This is a genomic window from Lachnospira pectinoschiza, from assembly GCF_900103815.1.
GTDB classification, from domain to species: domain Bacteria; phylum Bacillota; class Clostridia; order Lachnospirales; family Lachnospiraceae; genus Lachnospira; species Lachnospira pectinoschiza_B.
This window is the reverse complement of record NZ_FNHZ01000006.1, coordinates 15,897-33,004: the sequence shown is the minus strand read 5'-3', so window position 1 is coordinate 33,004 and position 17,108 is coordinate 15,897. Positions and strand designations below refer to the sequence as shown.

General features: G+C 33.0%; 16 protein-coding genes. 5 read left to right on the top strand and 11 right to left on the bottom strand.

The window, feature by feature from the left end:
- Window positions 1-17: 17 nt before the first annotated feature.
- The 3 genes from BLQ66_RS09195 to BLQ66_RS09185 form a co-directional block, all read right to left on the bottom strand.
- Entirely contained in the window at window positions 18-779 is a 762-nt protein-coding gene (locus BLQ66_RS09195) for a ParA family protein (protein WP_074521903.1), read from the bottom strand.
- Between the two features lie 1,131 nt (window positions 780-1,910).
- On the bottom strand, window positions 1,911-2,555 hold the full coding sequence (locus BLQ66_RS09190; protein ID WP_027431104.1) for a response regulator: 645 nt from the start codon (window positions 2,553-2,555) through the stop codon (window positions 1,911-1,913).
- Window positions 2,556-2,572: 17 nt separating this feature from the next.
- Window positions 2,573-3,562, bottom strand: coding sequence for a histidine kinase (locus tag BLQ66_RS09185; protein WP_074521902.1), 990 nt, complete (start codon window positions 3,560-3,562; stop codon window positions 2,573-2,575).
- Between the two features lie 287 nt (window positions 3,563-3,849).
- On the opposite strand from BLQ66_RS09185, the gene BLQ66_RS09180 reads away from it, so the two are divergent.
- Entirely contained in the window at window positions 3,850-4,797 is a 948-nt protein-coding gene (locus tag BLQ66_RS09180; protein WP_074521901.1) for an alpha/beta fold hydrolase, read from the top strand.
- Window positions 4,798-4,880: 83 nt separating this feature from the next.
- Here the strand turns inward: BLQ66_RS09180 and rsmG are convergent, their stop codons facing one another.
- The 8 genes from rsmG to rpmH form a co-directional block, all read right to left on the bottom strand.
- The gene (rsmG, locus tag BLQ66_RS09175; protein WP_074521900.1) at window positions 4,881-5,606 is read right to left on the bottom strand and encodes a 16S rRNA (guanine(527)-N(7))-methyltransferase RsmG; all 726 of its coding nucleotides are present in this window, start codon (window positions 5,604-5,606) and stop codon (window positions 4,881-4,883) included.
- Between the two features lie 15 nt (window positions 5,607-5,621).
- Window positions 5,622-7,511: a tRNA uridine-5-carboxymethylaminomethyl(34) synthesis enzyme MnmG gene (mnmG, locus tag BLQ66_RS09170; protein WP_027431108.1), complete on the bottom strand. Its 1,890-nt coding sequence runs from the start codon at window positions 7,509-7,511 to the stop codon at window positions 5,622-5,624.
- A 23-nt stretch (window positions 7,512-7,534) separates the two neighbouring features.
- Window positions 7,535-8,911: a tRNA uridine-5-carboxymethylaminomethyl(34) synthesis GTPase MnmE gene (gene mnmE / locus BLQ66_RS09165; RefSeq protein ID WP_074521899.1), complete on the bottom strand. Its 1,377-nt coding sequence runs from the start codon at window positions 8,909-8,911 to the stop codon at window positions 7,535-7,537.
- Between the two features lie 155 nt (window positions 8,912-9,066).
- Window positions 9,067-9,915, bottom strand: a complete 849-nt coding sequence (gene jag / locus BLQ66_RS09160; protein WP_074521898.1) for an RNA-binding cell elongation regulator Jag/EloR — start codon at window positions 9,913-9,915, stop codon at window positions 9,067-9,069.
- Window positions 9,916-9,958: 43 nt separating this feature from the next.
- The gene (locus BLQ66_RS09155) at window positions 9,959-11,170 is read right to left on the bottom strand and encodes a YidC/Oxa1 family membrane protein insertase (protein ID WP_074521897.1); all 1,212 of its coding nucleotides are present in this window, start codon (window positions 11,168-11,170) and stop codon (window positions 9,959-9,961) included.
- Window positions 11,167-11,442: a membrane protein insertion efficiency factor YidD gene (gene yidD / locus BLQ66_RS09150; protein WP_051195389.1), complete on the bottom strand. Its 276-nt coding sequence runs from the start codon at window positions 11,440-11,442 to the stop codon at window positions 11,167-11,169. The genes BLQ66_RS09155 and yidD overlap by 4 nt, the downstream gene beginning before the upstream one ends.
- A 27-nt stretch (window positions 11,443-11,469) precedes the next feature.
- A complete protein-coding gene (gene rnpA, locus BLQ66_RS09145) occupies window positions 11,470-11,811 on the bottom strand; it encodes a ribonuclease P protein component (protein WP_027431111.1) in 342 nt (113 codons plus the stop codon).
- A 124-nt stretch (window positions 11,812-11,935) separates the two neighbouring features.
- Window positions 11,936-12,070 (bottom strand): 50S ribosomal protein L34, encoded by a 135-nt coding sequence (gene rpmH / locus BLQ66_RS09140; protein ID WP_027431112.1) that lies wholly within the window; start codon window positions 12,068-12,070, stop codon window positions 11,936-11,938.
- A gap of 730 nt (window positions 12,071-12,800) precedes the next feature.
- Between rpmH and dnaA the strand changes: the two genes are divergently transcribed.
- The 4 genes from dnaA (at window position 12,801) to recF (ending at window position 17,105) form a co-directional block, all read left to right on the top strand.
- Entirely contained in the window at window positions 12,801-14,159 is a 1,359-nt protein-coding gene (dnaA, locus tag BLQ66_RS09135; RefSeq protein ID WP_027431113.1) for a chromosomal replication initiator protein DnaA, read from the top strand.
- A 370-nt stretch (window positions 14,160-14,529) separates the two neighbouring features.
- Window positions 14,530-15,633 carry a DNA polymerase III subunit beta gene (gene dnaN / locus BLQ66_RS09130; RefSeq protein WP_074521895.1) on the top strand — a complete coding sequence of 368 codons (1,104 nt, stop codon included), beginning with the start codon at window positions 14,530-14,532 and terminating at the stop codon, window positions 15,631-15,633.
- Between the two features lie 131 nt (window positions 15,634-15,764).
- Complete coding sequence (locus BLQ66_RS09125) at window positions 15,765-15,980, top strand: RNA-binding S4 domain-containing protein (protein ID WP_027431115.1); 216 nt, start codon at window positions 15,765-15,767, stop codon at window positions 15,978-15,980.
- A 24-nt stretch (window positions 15,981-16,004) separates the two neighbouring features.
- On the top strand, window positions 16,005-17,105 hold the full coding sequence (gene recF, locus BLQ66_RS09120; protein ID WP_074521894.1) for a DNA replication/repair protein RecF: 1,101 nt from the start codon (window positions 16,005-16,007) through the stop codon (window positions 17,103-17,105).
- Window positions 17,106-17,108 lie beyond the last annotated feature (3 nt).

Below are 17,108 nucleotides of genomic sequence, written 5' to 3'. Positions count from 1 at the left end.
AAATCCCTCACCTTTCACTATTTGTTTCCCATAACTTCTGCAGCTAACATTCTGTAGCTTTCAGCTCCAGATGATTTACTATCATAAATATTAATTGGTAAACCGTGGCTAGGTGCTTCTGCTAGTCTAATATTTCTAGGGATAATTGTCTTATAAATGTTCTCCTGTAAATTATCTTTTACATTCTCTACGACCTGTAATGATAAATTAGTTCTAGAGTCATACATTGTAAATACAACACCCTCTAATTCAAGTTCTGGATTAAGTTTCTTCTTAACCAAATTAATTGTATGTATTAACTGTGTCAAACCTTCTAGAGCATAATACTCACATTGAATTGGTACTAAAACTGTATCAGCTGCTGTCATAGCATTAACTGTTAGCATACTTAATGAAGGTGGGCAATCAAGAATTATATAATCATACTGATCTCTTACTTCTGTAATTGCACTCTTAAGTGAATACTCTCTATTATCAATATCAATCAAATCAATTTCTGCACCAGCAAGATTTACATTAGATGTGATAATGTCGAGATTATCGACTACATTTTCAATAATTGCATCTCTTATATTACATTCCTGAAGAATTACTTCATACACCGTATTATTGGAACCATCTTTTGATAAACCAAATCCACTAGTTGTGTTACCCTGTGGATCAATGTCGATAACAAGAACTTTCTGACCTGCCTCTGCTAGACAAGCTGATAAATTAATTGCTGTTGTTGTTTTTCCAACGCCGCCCTTCTGGTTAGCAATTGCTATAGTTCGACCCATCTTATACCTCCCATTTTATTTCCTTTTAATAGTTATCTTTAGTGTAAAATATATAAATCAATGACATTAACTATGTAATGTTCCACGTGAAACTTCACGCAAATAACTATTAAATATTATATCACTTCGTCAAAAAACTATCCATAGTTTTTTCCATTTTGTTTCACGTGGAACATATGATTTTTAAAAAATTACGTTTTTTAAGAGGTGTTATTATACCTCTGAAAAATTGTGTTTTTTTGATAATGTAATATTGAGGATGGAGAAAAAGAAATTGTAGTGGATTTATAGATATTATAGTTAGGGGTATTTATGTTGTTATTTAAAATATTTCTTATGAAATGTTTCATGTGAAACATTATATGGACAATTCAAAAAGGACTTATTATTGAAGTAAAGCGGACATTCGGAATCCGCTTCGCTACTTCCTCATGAACGCAGTGGCACTTTGTGCCACCTGTCAGAAGGGGCTTTAACCCCTTTGACACTAGTAAGCTTTATACCCCCGCTTAAAGCTTACGCTTTTGAAGCGGGGGATTGCTTACACTGCGTTCAAATTCATGCCATTATTATCTAAACAGTATATAATAGTTATTAATTCTTATTTTATTATCTGGCTTGTGGATTATTATTCTATAATCGACTATAATTGTTATTAGTGAGTACTGTTATTTGTATTCTTATACCGCATATATTAATCATCCAGTCTATCTTCAGCTAGGTTACATGCCTAATTTTAAATGTTTCACATGAAACATTAGCTTCTGAAAGCCTGTATTTATAAGTATTTCCAGCTTATAAGCGGATCAAATATATAGTTTCAAGAATTATTTTATCTATTATCTAATTAAATATCATTTAACCATACTTGAATGTTTCATGTGAAACATCATATATTAATAACTAACTTCATCCTAAGATAATTATAACTACTGTTTCATGAGAAACATAGAAAAACAATTCACACTCTACTTGAAGTAATACTCTATATGTTTCATGTGAAACATGAAATAACAATTCACACTCTACTTGAGATAATTCTCTATATGTTTCACATGAAACATAATAATAAAAAAGAGGATTTGATTAATCAAATCCTCTTACTTTTCAATATTGATAGCTATTAGCTAATTACTTAATTGAAATAATATTGTTTTTAATAGCAAAAACAGCAGCTTGAGTTCTATCAGAAACACCGATCTTCTTAAATATATTAGATACGTGATTCTTTACTGTTCTTTCACTTATATTTAATGTAGAAGCAATTTCTTTATTAAATGATCCTGCAGCGATCATTTTAAGTACTTCGATTTCTCTCTTAGTTAAGTCGCTTAACTTTTCATTCATTACATCTCTTTCTGCAAGACTTGCATTAAGTAATGGCATTAAGCTTGGCTCAACATAAGTATCTCCAGCATATACTGCAAAGATTGCTTTCTTTAATGTATCAAAATCTGAATCCTTTAATACGTATCCGTCACAACCTTCATCTAAAGCCTTAACTAAATACTCTACTTCTTTATGAATTGTCAAAATAACTACTTTACAAAGCATTTTCTGTTGCTTCATAATACTTAAAACTTGTAAGCCATCCAAGTTAGGCATATTAATATCTAATAGAACTACATTGGGCTTCGTCTTATTTGCTAAGTTTAAGCATTCATAACCGTCTCCTGCTTCACCAACGACCTGAATTTCATGGTCCATCTCAAGCAATTGAATAAGCCCCTCTCTGACCATTCTATGATCATCTGCTAGTAAAACGTTAACTGCCATAAAAACCCTCCCGTTTTTTACTTTATTGGTATTGTTATAGTAAATGAAGACCCCTTGTGATTAGAAAAACTTATCACCCCTTTAAGTAATTCAACACGTTCCCTTAACATCACCATACCAAAACCTGTTTTATTATATTTTACATGTCTTTGATTATCGAAATCAAATCCGATACCGTTATCTTTATGTTTAAGTACTATCTCATTGTTGGTTTTCTTAATACTGATATCGACCTTACTGCATTTAGAATGTTTAATTGAGTTACTAGTAAGTTCGTTTATGATTCGTAAAATACTTATTGCAATAATGTCGTCCACATTATCATCACCAATAAAGCTATAATTAAAAATAATATCGCTGGAATCTTTTAATTTAGAAATGCATTGATTACATGCAGCTTCAAATCCTAAATCCTTGACTTGTCCCATACGTAAATTTGAAATAATCTCTCTTAATTCGTTTATACAATCTTTAAGTGCTGTTCTTCTTGATTGTAATTCTAGCTTTGCTCTCTTTGTATCTTGTTCAATTAATTTAATAATAAATTCATCCTTATATGACAAAGCCGTCAATGTTTGTATTACTGTGTCATGAATATCTCGAGAAATTCGTTCTCTTTCAAATTCTATACTTCTAAGTATATCTTTAGAGATTTCTGTAGTAGTATCATTATCCTGTAAATCATCGTCATTGATTATATGATCTAGATTTTCTATCTTTTGCTCTATTAACTTCAATCGATCCTTATATGCAATGTCCTCTGATAGGATTTCCTCTTTTGTTTTATTTAATGTTTCAAGTTTGATTGCTAGTTCATCGTCAAAATTGGTGGAATGAAAAGCATAATCATCTTTTCCCATTTTTTCCTTAAGCTCAGATATCTCATTATCAATAGAGGCAAGTTTAGAGTTACCAAGTTGAATATCATTTTCTAATTCTAGTTTCTCAAGCTGCCAATATCTGAATTCTTCTTCAATAAACTCCCGTGCCTTTTCTCTATTATACATATTTGCTCCAATACTTAATAAACAAAAGATTTAATATATGGTACCTACACGTTCTATAGTACCATAAAAATAGTAAAAATGTAGTTGTTTTTGCACTTTTTACTACTACCATAAAAATTTTAACCTATTTTGGACTAGAAATAAAGTACTTTTTTACTATTTATATAAGACTTGAGTAATTTATATTTTAAATTTGTATTTTGAAATTATTGTTTGATAGTTAGTCTTTATTAGACTATAATATTATATAAGAAAATACTAATTATTTAGTAATTCGGAGGTAATATATGAATAAATGGCAAAAGCTCGGTCTTTTTGCAGGTGTCTGTACAGCCGTTCTTACAACAGCACACCTTATAAATAAACTTATCTTTAGTACAGCAACATCGAAGGGCATCACAGATAAACGTATTAACTCATGTTATCCTTGGAAATTTGGCAATATCAGCTATAGTGTACAGGGATCTGGGAAACCAGTTTTATTAATTCATGATTTAAGTTCCTTTAGTTCATCATATGAATGGGATAATGTTATAGATATTCTCGCAGAAAAGCATACCGTTTATGCAATCGATTTACTTGGATGTGGAAACTCTGACAAGCCAAATCTTACATATACAACTTATATGTACACACAGCTTGTAGCAGACTTTATTAACAATGTTATTACCAAAAAGACTGATGTTATCGCAACTTCAGCATCTGCTCCAATTGCAGTTGCTAGTGCCTTTAACAACAAGGACATCATTAATAACATCATTTTAGTAAGTCCAGAATCAATTAAGACAGCGATGTTAACACCAACTAAGCAGTCTAAGATAACAAGAATTATTCTTGAGACACCTATTATTGGTACATTAGTTTACAATATTTGTGCTAGTAAAGGTTCTATTAACAATACAATGGCTAATCACATTTTCGCAAAGGGTGAAGTTCCAAGCGACTTCCTTGACGCTTATTATGAGTCATCACATTTACAGGGCGCAGCTAGCAAGCACCTCTACACAAGTAAGGAGTGCCACTACACAACTGTTGCCATTGCTAGACTTTTAGCTTCTGTAGATAATAGTATCTACATTATCGGTGGTGAACTTGATAATAATGCAAATGTTATCGAAGAATATACTGATTTAAATCCGGCTATTGAAACTTACTTTATTCCTAATGCAAAAAAACTTCCTCAGGTTGAAGAACCAGAAGAATTTGCAAAGCAGGTTGAGATTTTCTTAGCTTAATAAAAGCTAATAGAACTAAATATTTTATAAAAAAAATAACCCTGAAACCATACAATCACAGTTGGTTTCAGGGTTTTGTTTATTTATGAAAGTGGCTCCTTTGTTGGAAGTCCAGCCTTTCTTGGGTACTTTTTTGATGTTTCTTTAACCTTCTTTATAAGGACTAAAGATCTGTCTATATCTGTATTTGGTAATCTAAATTTAGTGATTTTTTCAAGCTGTCCACCTAGTAGCTTAATGGCTTTCTTTGCATTTTCAGCTTCTTCATCAATCTCTCCGGACTTCATAGCTACAAAATAACCGCCTAGTTTAACATAAGGTAAATTGTACTCTGCAAGGGATGATAAATTAGCAACGGCACGAGAAATCGCAATATCAAACTGCTCTCTTAATTCCTTGTTTCGTCCGCCATCTTCGGCTCTACTGTGGATAGTCTTAATATTTTCAAGACCTAATTTATTAATGACCTCGTCTAAGAACTTAATTCTTTTATTAAGAGAATCAAGTAGGACAACGTCTACATTAGGAAATGCTATCTTTATTGGAAGGCCAGGGAAACCCGCACCAGTTCCAACATCAATAAGCTTTATCTTATCTGACTTAATAAGTTTGTTTGGATCAAGCACTAAGCTATCTACAAAATGCTTTAATAAAACCTCATCATATTCTGTTATACCTGTTAGGTTCATGAATTCGTTCCATTCAACAAGTGTCTCATAATACTGATTGAACTGTTCTAACTGCTTTGAATCGATTTCAACACCTAATTCTTTAAGATTATCTATAAAAAGCATTTCTTCTTTTTTCATTATGCTTAATCCTTTCTACTTTGCAAGATTGCGTCTGTATGACTCTAAATAAACCAATAATACAGAGATATCTGCAGGTGATACACCTGAGATTCTTGAAGCCTGGCCAATTGAACGAGGCTTGAATTTATCTAGCTTCTGCATAGCTTCTTTTCTAAGACCTGAAATAGCAAAATAATCTAATTCTTCAGGAATCATCTTGCCTTCAAGCTTCTTAAAATGTTCAACCTGTCTTAACTGACGGCTAATATAACCTTCATACTTAAGATTGATATTTACCTGTTCCTGAACATCCCAAGGAAGTTCTGGTCTATGCTTATCAATTGGAGCTAATACTTCGTAATTTAGCTCTGGACGTCTAATTAATTCTGCAAGGGTTACACCTGTAGTAAGTTCTGTTGATCCGTTTTCCACAAGAACCTTCTGAACTTCTTCACTTGTCCCCACATTTACAGTTTTTACACGTTCAATTTCTTCATCTATGAGTCTAATCTTCTCATTTAACTTATTCATACGCTCATCACTAATTAAACCAATCTTGTGACCATACTTTGTTAAACGGATGTCTGCATTATCCTGTCTTAAAACAAGTCTATATTCTGCTCTACTTGTCATCATTCTGTATGGTTCAGATGTTTCCTTAGTTACTAAGTCATCTATTAATACACCAATGTAACTCTCTGATCTATCAAGAATTAATGGCTCTTCTTTCTTTACATAAAGCGCTGCATTTATACCAGCAATAATACCCTGTGCTGCAGCTTCTTCATAACCTGAACTACCATTAAACTGACCACCAGCAAATAAACCGCTAATCTTCTTAAATTCAAGAGAAGACTTTAACTGAATTGCGCTGATACAGTCATATTCGATAGCATAGGCATTACGTACGATTTTTACATTTTCAAGGCCAGGAACAGTTCTATACATAGCATACTGAACGTCTTCTGGAAGGGAACTACTCATACCACCAAGGTACATCTCGTTAGTGTAGAGACCCTCTGGCTCAACGAATACCTGATGTCTGTCCTTGTCTGCAAATCTAACTACCTTATCCTCGATTGATGGGCAATATCTAGGTCCTACACCGTGGATATTTCCTGAATAAAGTGGTGATCTATCAAGGTTATCTCTAATAATTTTGTGAGTCTCCTCGTTAGTATATGTCAACCAGCATGAAACCTGTTCTTTCTGGATTGATTCAGGGTCTGTTGTGAATGAAAATGGAACAACTCTTTCATCACCAAACTGTTCCGCCATCTTAGAAAAGTCGATAGAACGCTTATCTACTCTAGCTGGAGTACCTGTCTTAAATCTTCTAACTTCAATTCCGTTATCAATTAAGCTCTGTGTCAAATGATTTGCTGCCTGAAGGCCGTTAGGGCCTGTATATTGGCTTACATCGCCATAAATACATCTAGCCTTTAAATATACGCCAGTACATAAAACTACTGCCTTAGCGAAATATTCAGCGCCAGAAACTGTCTTAACACCAGCGATAACACCGTCATTTACCATGATTTCAGAAACCTCGCCCTGTCTTACTGTTAAATTATCAGTATTCTCAAGCACCTGTCTCATATGTCTTGTGTAGTCCTGCTTATCAGCCTGTGCACGTAATGAGTGAACAGCGGGGCCCTTTGAAGCGTTAAGCATCTTTGATTGTATAAATGTAGCATCGATGTTCTTACCCATTTCGCCGCCTAATGCATCAATTTCTCTAACAAGATGTCCCTTAGAACTACCACCGATATTAGGGTTACATGGCATCATAGCGATACTGTCTACACTTACTGTAAACACGATTGTATTTAAACCCATTCTGGCACTTGCAAGGGCTGCCTCACAGCCTGCATGACCTGCACCAACAACTACTACGTCATATTCTTCTTTAATATTATGCATGATAACTTCCTCGATTCTTACATTTACTTACCCATACAGAATCTTTCAAATATTCTGTTCGCCAAATCATCTTCTACTTCTTCACCAACAATTAAACCAAGCTTTTCATAAGCAGTCATAAGGTCAATTGTAAGAAAATCCTCACTTACCTCTGCTTCAATTCCCTGCTTTACAAGCTCTAAGCTTGCCACTGCTTCAGTTAATAATTGTTTGTGTCTTGCACTAGTTATGTAGACTTCATCATTTACTTGAATGTTGCCACTAAAGAACATTTCCTTAATCTCATCCTCAAGATTATCAATACCAATCTCCTCTTTTGCTGAGATCGAAACTACCCTAGCATTAGGCAAATGTTTCATAATATCTTCTTTAGAAACAACCATCTCAAGATCAATCTTATTTAGAAGAACTAAAACCTTCTTATCCTTTATTAAGGACATAATTTCAAAATCATTATCATCTAAATCACGTGTTGAATCCACAACATAAATAACCAAATCTGCATCCACTGCGTACTTCTTAGCTTTCTGCACACCAATGTTTTCCACAATGTCATCTGTCTTTCTAATTCCTGCTGTATCCACAAGATTTAGAGTGATTCCAGATAGGTTAATTGACTCCTCAAGCACATCTCTTGTAGTGCCCTCAATGTCAGTAACTATGGCCCTTTCAGCCCTAGCAAGGACGTTGAGAAGTGATGACTTACCAGCATTAGTTTTACCCAATATTACAGTGCTAATACCATCATGTATAATGCGCCCATTTTCAAAGGTTTTCAACAGTTTATTCACATTATCCACAAGGTTATCCACATCTTTTGTCATCTTATCTACATTATCATTAATATCAATATGTTCCGGGTCATCTAGTGCAGCCTCAATAAATGCCACATTATTTAAGATAATCTCTCTATATCCTTTAATCTTTTCAGATAATTTTCCATTTAATTGCTTTACAGAGGACTTTAATGCTAAGTCATTCTTGGCATTAATAATATCAATTACGGCCTCAGCTTGAGATAAATCAATACGTCCATTTAAGAAGGCACGCTTTGTAAACTCGCCTGGTTCTGCTAGTCTTGCACCACTCTTTAGGACTATCTCTAAAATCCTTTTTGTTACAAGTATTCCACCGTGACAATCAATTTCAACAATGTCCTCACGTGTATATGTATTAGGAGCTTTCATTACAATAACTAGCACTTCATCTATTAGTTTATCCTCATAGACGATATTGCCATAATGAACTGTATGAGAAGCTACATTTTTCAATTTAATATTCTTTTTTGACAAAAATAAGCTATCAACTATATCGATTGCTTCACTTCCGCTTACTCTTATTATACTAATTCCTCCACTAGACATGGTGCTAGTAGAGATAGCAGCTATTGTATCAACCATAACTTTCCTCTTAATCTTAACTCATTATTGATTAAATCCTTCTTCCAAAAATAATCAACAAAACCTAATTTAACCTATATCCTTACAAAATACAAGACAAGATGAGTGAATGTTGCCTCACCCATCTTGTCTGTAATAAACATGTTTTATACAAATTAATATCTGTTGTTATATCTATTATTGTTGTCTCTTCTATTGTTATATCTGTTATAGCTATTAGCATTAGCTGGCTTTTCCTTATCAAGGAATACAACAACATGTCTAAATGGCTCTTCGCCTTCAGACTTTGTAGAAACAAACTTATCATTCTGAAGAGTTGAATGAATAATTCTTCTCTCATATGGATTCATTGGCTCTAATGAAACAGCACGTCTGCTTCTCTTAACCTTATATGCAATATTCTTTGCAAGAGATTCAAGAGTTTCCTTACGTCTATTTCTATAGTTTTCTGTATCGATTTTAATACGAACGTACTTTTCCTTACCCTTATTAACAACAAGGCTTGTAAGGTACTGGATAGAATCAAGTGTTTGACCTCTCTTACCGATTAAAACACCCATTCCTTCGCCAAGAAGTTCAACATTAACGCTTTCTTCAACTTCGTCAAATGTAATCTTAACATCAACATCCATATTCATTGCCTTAAACATATTGTTAAGGAATGTAGAAATTCTTCTTTCAATTTCTTCATTAGAAAGTGTAGCCTTAGTCTCTGTCTTAACTTCAGCTGTTGCTTCTGCCTTAGCTTCTACAACTTCTTCAGCCTTAGGAGCTTCTGAAACTACTGTTTCTTCCTTTACAGGAGCTGCTTCTTCAAGAATTGCTGGCTTATGACCCTTTTTCCAAGCCTTAATTCTAGCATCCTTAGAACCAATTCCTAAGAAACCGTTGCTACCCTTTTCAACAACATCATATTCAATATCATCACTAGTTGTGCCAAGCTCTAAACAAGCATTAGTAATAGCCTCTTCTAGTGACTTTCCTGTAACTTCAACAAAATCCATTACGTTTCCCTCTCTTCTATATTTATTTTATTTGTGATTATAACTACTTCTTATTGCTTTCGTTATACTCTGAAACCATATTAGCTTTTGATGCTAAAGAACCAGCCTTAGAATGGTTAACATTCTTTGCTGCAGCCTTTAAATCAGCAATCTTCTTATCGTTAGCATCTTTCTTTGCCTGTAAATTACGTACTCTATCTTCAGTAGTTACCTTCTTAGCACTAACCTTAGCATTCTTAGTTATTGTTTCAGCAGGTAAGCCCTGTTTAGCTCTCTTCTTATTACGCTTTTCAATGTTCTTTTGAACAATAGCATCTGTACCAATCTTATCATAATATCTGTTGATGCAAATGTACATAATAGTCTGAATTACAGCTGTAGCAATCCAATATAAACCAAGACCTGCAGGTACTGAGATTGCAATGAAAGCAGACATAATTGGCATAAATAATGTCATCATCTTCATTGATGCTGCTGCTGGGTTATCATCATCAGTAGCCTGAGACATACCAGCCTGTGAAACCTTAACACTAATAAACTGTGTAACACCTGCTAAAATAGGTATTAAAATTGGTAAACTTAGTGAAAAGCCAGGTGCCTGAGACATATTAACACCTAAAAATGTGTTAACCTGCTTAATTTTATCGTAATTTTCTGTAATTAAAGAAGCCATTGAAGGAAAAGCATCCTTTAACTGATTCCACTGATCTGCTGAAAAACTGTTTAATCCAACAATTGCAGCCTTTGTTGAAGACCAATCCACATTGCTAGCAATACTTGATAATGTATCCTGATAACCATCAATACTTGAAAGTCCAGTTGAACCATTACCTAAGATATTAGTAAATAATACCTTAATTGATGAAATATAAAGAGGTATCTTCTGGAATACCTGATATAATGCAAATAAAATAGGCATCTGAATTAATAACTGAACACATGAGCCCCACTGTGAAACACCGTATTTCTCATATACAGCCTTTGTTTCAGCCTGCATCTTTAACATTGCATCTTGGTCGCCACGCTTATCCTTATATTTATTCTGAATCTCTTTGATTTCAGGATTCATAATAGAAGTAAGCTTTGACATCTTCTGCTGCTTTACTGTTAATGGTAACATTAAAAGCTTAACCAATAATGTGAAAACAACAATTGCTATAGCAACATTTCCAATACCAATAACATCTAGACCCTTATATAAAATGTCAAGAATGGCACCTAAAAATGAAGCTATAGGTTGAATTATGTTACTCATTCTTTACTTTTTCCTCCCTGTTTACGATGAAATCTCTTACGCCACTGGTATTTACCAACTGGGACTGGATCAAATCCAGCTCTAACAAAAGGATTGCATCTAAGTATTCTTTTGAAAGCCAACCACCCACCTAAGATAACTCCATACATCTCAACCGCCTCCATAGCGTATTGAGAACATGTGGGAATATAAGCACACATCTTTCCACCCTTATAAGGCGAAATTGCAAGCTGATAGAAACGAATCAGCTTTAAAACTATCTTTTTACCTATATTCTTCACTAGTAACTTCCTTACCAACTACTTATATATTCTATGTAGTCTTAATAAATGTATCATTGACTCCGCTGTTTCTTTATAACCCTTATCTTTAAGATTAGCTCTAGCTACAACTACATAGTCATAACCATCGGGTATGTGATCAGTATTAAGACGAAAAGCCTCCCTAATCAATCTAGCTAATCTGTGTCGGACAATACTATTCCCGACTTTTTTGCTCACAGATACACCAAGTTTTTTCGTATCCGTTCCGTTCTTTCTTATATACATAATCAAATTTCTATTAGCCATAGAAACTCTATTATCGTATACATTCTTAAATTCAATATTACTTCTTAATGTTTCGAAATCCTTGTACTTCATAAACACCCTACCAAACTATTCTTTTATTCTTCATTATTATAAATCTAATTGCCTAAGATTTAAAATCAATCTTAGAAAATATAAATAAAAAAGGACCTTCTAATAAGAAGGTCCAATAAAGCTATTAAGCTGAAAGATTCTTTCTGCCCTTTGCTCTTCTTGCTGCTAAAACTTTTCTTCCGCCTGCGCTGCTCATTCTTGCTCTGAAACCATGAACCTTAGCTCTCTGTCTTGTTTTTGGCTGAAATGTCATCTTCATACTATATACACCTCCTTTATTACCACTTTATGTATATGGTAGGAATAATTTATCTTGTAAAAATTCAAAACATCCCTCTAATTATATTTATTCGATAGATGAAAGTCAAGTAATTCAAAATCGAAAAAGCCATAATTTTGACAAATCCCCACTAATCCACAATTTATACAAAGTTATGCACATTTTGTTGATAACTTGTGGATAAGTGTGGATTTGTATCTGAATAACTGTGTGTAAATCTAAAAAATCCCCTATTCATGCGCCTTTGGACTGTGTGTAATTTATCCACAGCTGCGTTAATAGTTGCATTTTATCAACTATTAGCTAAAGTTTTCCACAATCTAAATTGTGGAATTTGTGGAGAAATCCACAAAGCCCCTAACCGTGCGGGTTTCATATCTATAATATAGATTACTAAGAATAGTTAGAGCCATTTTTATTAAAAATGTTACTCCTTTTTAAAGGCTACTCAAATCCTTATTTCTTGAAAAATCCACTTAAATGATGTATTATGTTATGGAATGTGTTTTTAGTGGAAATCTACCTAAATTATAGCTATTTGGGGCTAATTACATTTTCAAAATCCGCAATATAGATAAAGAGTGCTTTATATGATTGGCTAAAGACTGACTTTTACACAAGCTGTTTTTACTTATTATATAAGGTAGACATTTTTTATTTACTTAGAATTTTCTTCTTTATCTATAACTAACTATTTGGAGTAATAAATATGGAAGAATTAATGAGTAAGTGGGAGGAAATACTTACCACGTTTAAAGAACAACATGATATTCCTGACGTTTCTTTCAAGACATGGATTGTACCAATTCAGCCATATTCTGTTGATGGTGATAATATAACTTTAGTTTATTGCAATAAGAAGGATCAATCATCATCATCTGCTGATTTAGGTATATCTTACATTGAAAAGAAATATCTAAGTTTATTAGAGGCAACTACAAGCGAAGTGCTTAATAGAATTTGCCATCTAAGATTAATCTCTGATGCAGAAAAGAAGAAGGAAGAAACAAGAAAGACTTCTAATTCTTCTAATAATATTGCTATTCAGAATCTTAATCCAGCTTATGTTTTTGATACTTTTGTCATTGGTAATAACAACAACCTAGCTCATGCTGCATCTCTTGCAGTAGCTGAGACACCAGGCCAAGTGTATAACCCACTATTTATCTATGGTGGTGTTGGACTTGGAAAGACTCACCTTATGCAGGCGATTGCTCATTACATTATTGATAATGATCCAAGCAAGAAGGTATTGTATGTTACATCAGAAACATTCACTAACGAATTGATCGAATCAGTAAAAACTAATAAGAATTCAGAATTTAGAAATAAATATAGAAACATCGATGTTCTTCTTATCGATGATATTCAGTTTATTATAGGTAAGGAATCAACTCAGGAAGAGTTCTTCCATACTTTTAATGCGTTATATCAGGATGGAAAGCAGATTGTTATTTCTTCAGATAGACCTCCTAAGGAAATGGAGACATTATCTGACAGATTAAGAACTAGATTTGAGAGTGGTTTACCAGTAGATATTCAGATTCCTACTTATGAAACTAAGATGGCTATTATTAATAAGAAGGCCGAGACACTCAAAATCGATTTACCAAACGATGTTAAGGACTATGTTGCTACTAATATTAAGTCAAGTATTAGAGAGCTAGAGGGTGCACTTACTAAATTATCTGCATTTTCAAGACTTTCTCATACACCAATGACTGTTGAATTTGCAGAAACAACATTAAAAGACCTTATTTCACCAGATTCTAAGAAGGAAATTACACCTGAATACATCATTCAGATTGTTTCAGAGCATACACATGTATCTGCAGACGATATTATTTCCAAGAAAAGAAGCGCTGGTATTGCTTATGCAAGACAGATCGTTATGTATTTATGTAGAGAGATGACTTCAGCACCTCTTCAGGCCATCGGTAGTGCCTTAGGTGGACGTGACCATACAACGGTTATCCACGGTATTTCAAAGATGCAAGAAGAAGTTGCTAACAATCCTCAAACTAAGGAAACTGTTGATATTCTCATAAAAAAGATCAATCCAGATTGATTTTATTAACAAATACTCACAGGTTATCCACAGTTATCCACCGACTTATTAACAATTTTGGCTGATTTTAGACAAATTTTTGATAACTATGTGGATAACTTGTTTATCAGATGTTACTTATATGTTGATTGAACTTTATAACTCATTTTAATGATTTTAATTAAATTTTTGACTGGGACTTATCCATAATTCATTCACATCAAAAATCGATCGTTTTAACACAGTTATCAAATTCAAGCAACCCAGTAGCAGTAAGGCTTCAACATATTTTTAAACTTTTCCACACTGCCTACTACTACGACTACGAAAATATATATATTTATATATGGCGACAAAGTCGCATTAATAACTGAAAGGAGTTTTACACATCATGAAATTAGTTTTTACAAAATCTAATTTAACTAAAGCAGTTAATATCGTAATGAAAGCTGTTCCAACTAGAACAACAATGACTATCCTTGAATGTATCTTAATTGATGCAACTACTAATGTTATTAAATTTACAGCTAACGATATGGAACTTGGTATCGAGACTATCGTTGAGGGTGACATTATTGAAAAAGGTAAAATAGCTCTAGATGCAAAGTTTTTCTCTGAATATATTAGAAAACTTCCAGATAATGAAATAACATTAGAAACAGACAATAATTTCCTTGCTACTATTAATTGTGAGAACACAAAGATTAATATTTCAGGTAAGTCTGGTGAAGATTTTTCATATCTTCCAGCTATTGTTAAAGAAAAGAAGATTACATTATCTCAGTTTAGCTTAAGAGAAGTAATCAATCAGACTCTTTTCTCTATATCTATGTTAGATAATAATAAATTAATGACAGGTGAATTATTTGAAGTATCAGATAATAAGCTTAAGGTTGTTGGTCTTGATGGACATAGAATTGCTATTCGTAATGTAACTTTAGAGGAACACTACAATACAATTAAGGCTATTGTTCCAGGTAAGACATTATCAGAAATTAGTAAGATTTTATCTACTGATGCAGAAGCTATGGTAAATGTTTACTTTACTAATAATCATATTCTTTTCGAATTTGATAATACATTAGTAGTTTCAAGATTAATTGAAGGTGATTACTTCAAGATTGATCAGATGTTATCTAATGATTACGAAACTAAGATCACTATTAACAAAAAGGAATTCTTAGAATCAATAGATAGAGCTAACTTATTCATCAAGGAAAGTGATAAGAAGCCAATCATTATCAGCATCCAGGATGGTTCCCTTAAGGTAAATGTTAAGTCAGCTATCGGTAACTTTGATGAGAACATCGAAATCAATAAAGATGGTAAGGACATTATGATTGGTTTCAATCCTAAATTCCTTATTGATGCATTAAGAGTAATCGATGATGAAACAGTAGATATTTACTTAGTTAATCCAAAGTCTCCTTGCTTTATTAGAGATAAGGAGCAGAATTATGTTTATTTAATTCTTCCAGTTAATTTTGTAGCTTAATACCGGTTAAATTTAGATTTAACCCAGTATTTTTGTTAGATATTTTTAAAATATATTTCTCTTGAGACTGTGTCGCTAAAACGATACATTTTCAAGAGAATATAGATAAATCAAAGGTTAGAAGGTAAAGTATGGAAGTAGTTCAATTAAGAGATGAGTTTATTAAACTTGGTCAGGCATTAAAACTTGCAGGTTTAGTAGAGTCAGGAGTAGAAGCTAAGATTGTTATTCAAGATGGCCAGGTAAAGTTAAATGGTAACGTTGAAACTCAGCGTGGCAAGAAGCTTTACGATGGAGATGTAGTTGAATACAACAATCAGCAGTTTACTATTAAAGCTAATAATTAATAATAAGATTTAAGCAGGTGCAAAGTGGTTGTAGAATCAATTGATTTAAAGAATTTCAGAAATTATGAAATTTTAAATATGAATTTCGATAGCAATGTTAATATTATTTATGGCGATAATGCTCAGGGTAAGACTAACATTTTAGAATCCCTTTATCTTTGTTCAACCTCAAAGTCACATAGAGGAAGTAAGGATAAAGAAATCATTAAGCTTGGTACAAGCGAAGCTCATATTAAAGTGAATGTTAAGAAAAACGGCATAAACTATCGTATCGATATGCACCTTAAGCATGGAAAATCTAAAGGAATTGCAATAAATGGAATTCCAATAAGGAAAGCTGTAGAATTATTTGGTATAATTAACATAGTGCTTTTCTCTCCGGAGGATTTAAATATTATTAAAAATGGTCCTAGCGAGAGAAGAAGGTTCATGGATATGGAACTTAGCCAGTTGGATAAAATCTATCTAAGTAACCTTGTTAATTACAACAAAGTAGTTAATCAGCGAAACAAACTTTTAAAAGATATATCCTTTAATCCATCAAAAGAATCCCTAGAGACACTGGATATTTGGGATATACAATTAGTAAAGTTTGGTAAAGAGATAATAAAGGGAAGAGTAAGATTTATTAATCAGCTAAACGAGATTGTTGCTGATATTCACAGTAAGCTTACTGGTGGTAAGGAAAAGCTTGAAATTAAGTATATTCCTAATGTTTCAGAAGATAATTTTTATGAAAATGTATCTGAGAGTCGAGACAGAGACCTAAGATATAAAGTTACTAATGTTGGACCTCATAAAGACGACTTAGTTTTTTATATCAATGGACAGGATGTTAGAAAGTTTGGCTCACAAGGACAGCAAAGAACAGCAGCCCTTTCCCTAAAATTATCAGAAATTGAACTAGTTAAGATAATCATCAAGGATACACCAATACTTTTACTAGATGATGTTTTATCTGAATTAGATAGCAATCGACAAAATTTTCTTATTAACAGCATAGGTGATATTCAAACAATTATTACCTGTACAGGTCTAGACGAATTTATCAATTCAAGAATAGACGTTAATAAGATATTTAGAGTTGTTAACGGTCAGGTTTTCGACTACAAGGAAGAAGACTAAGAC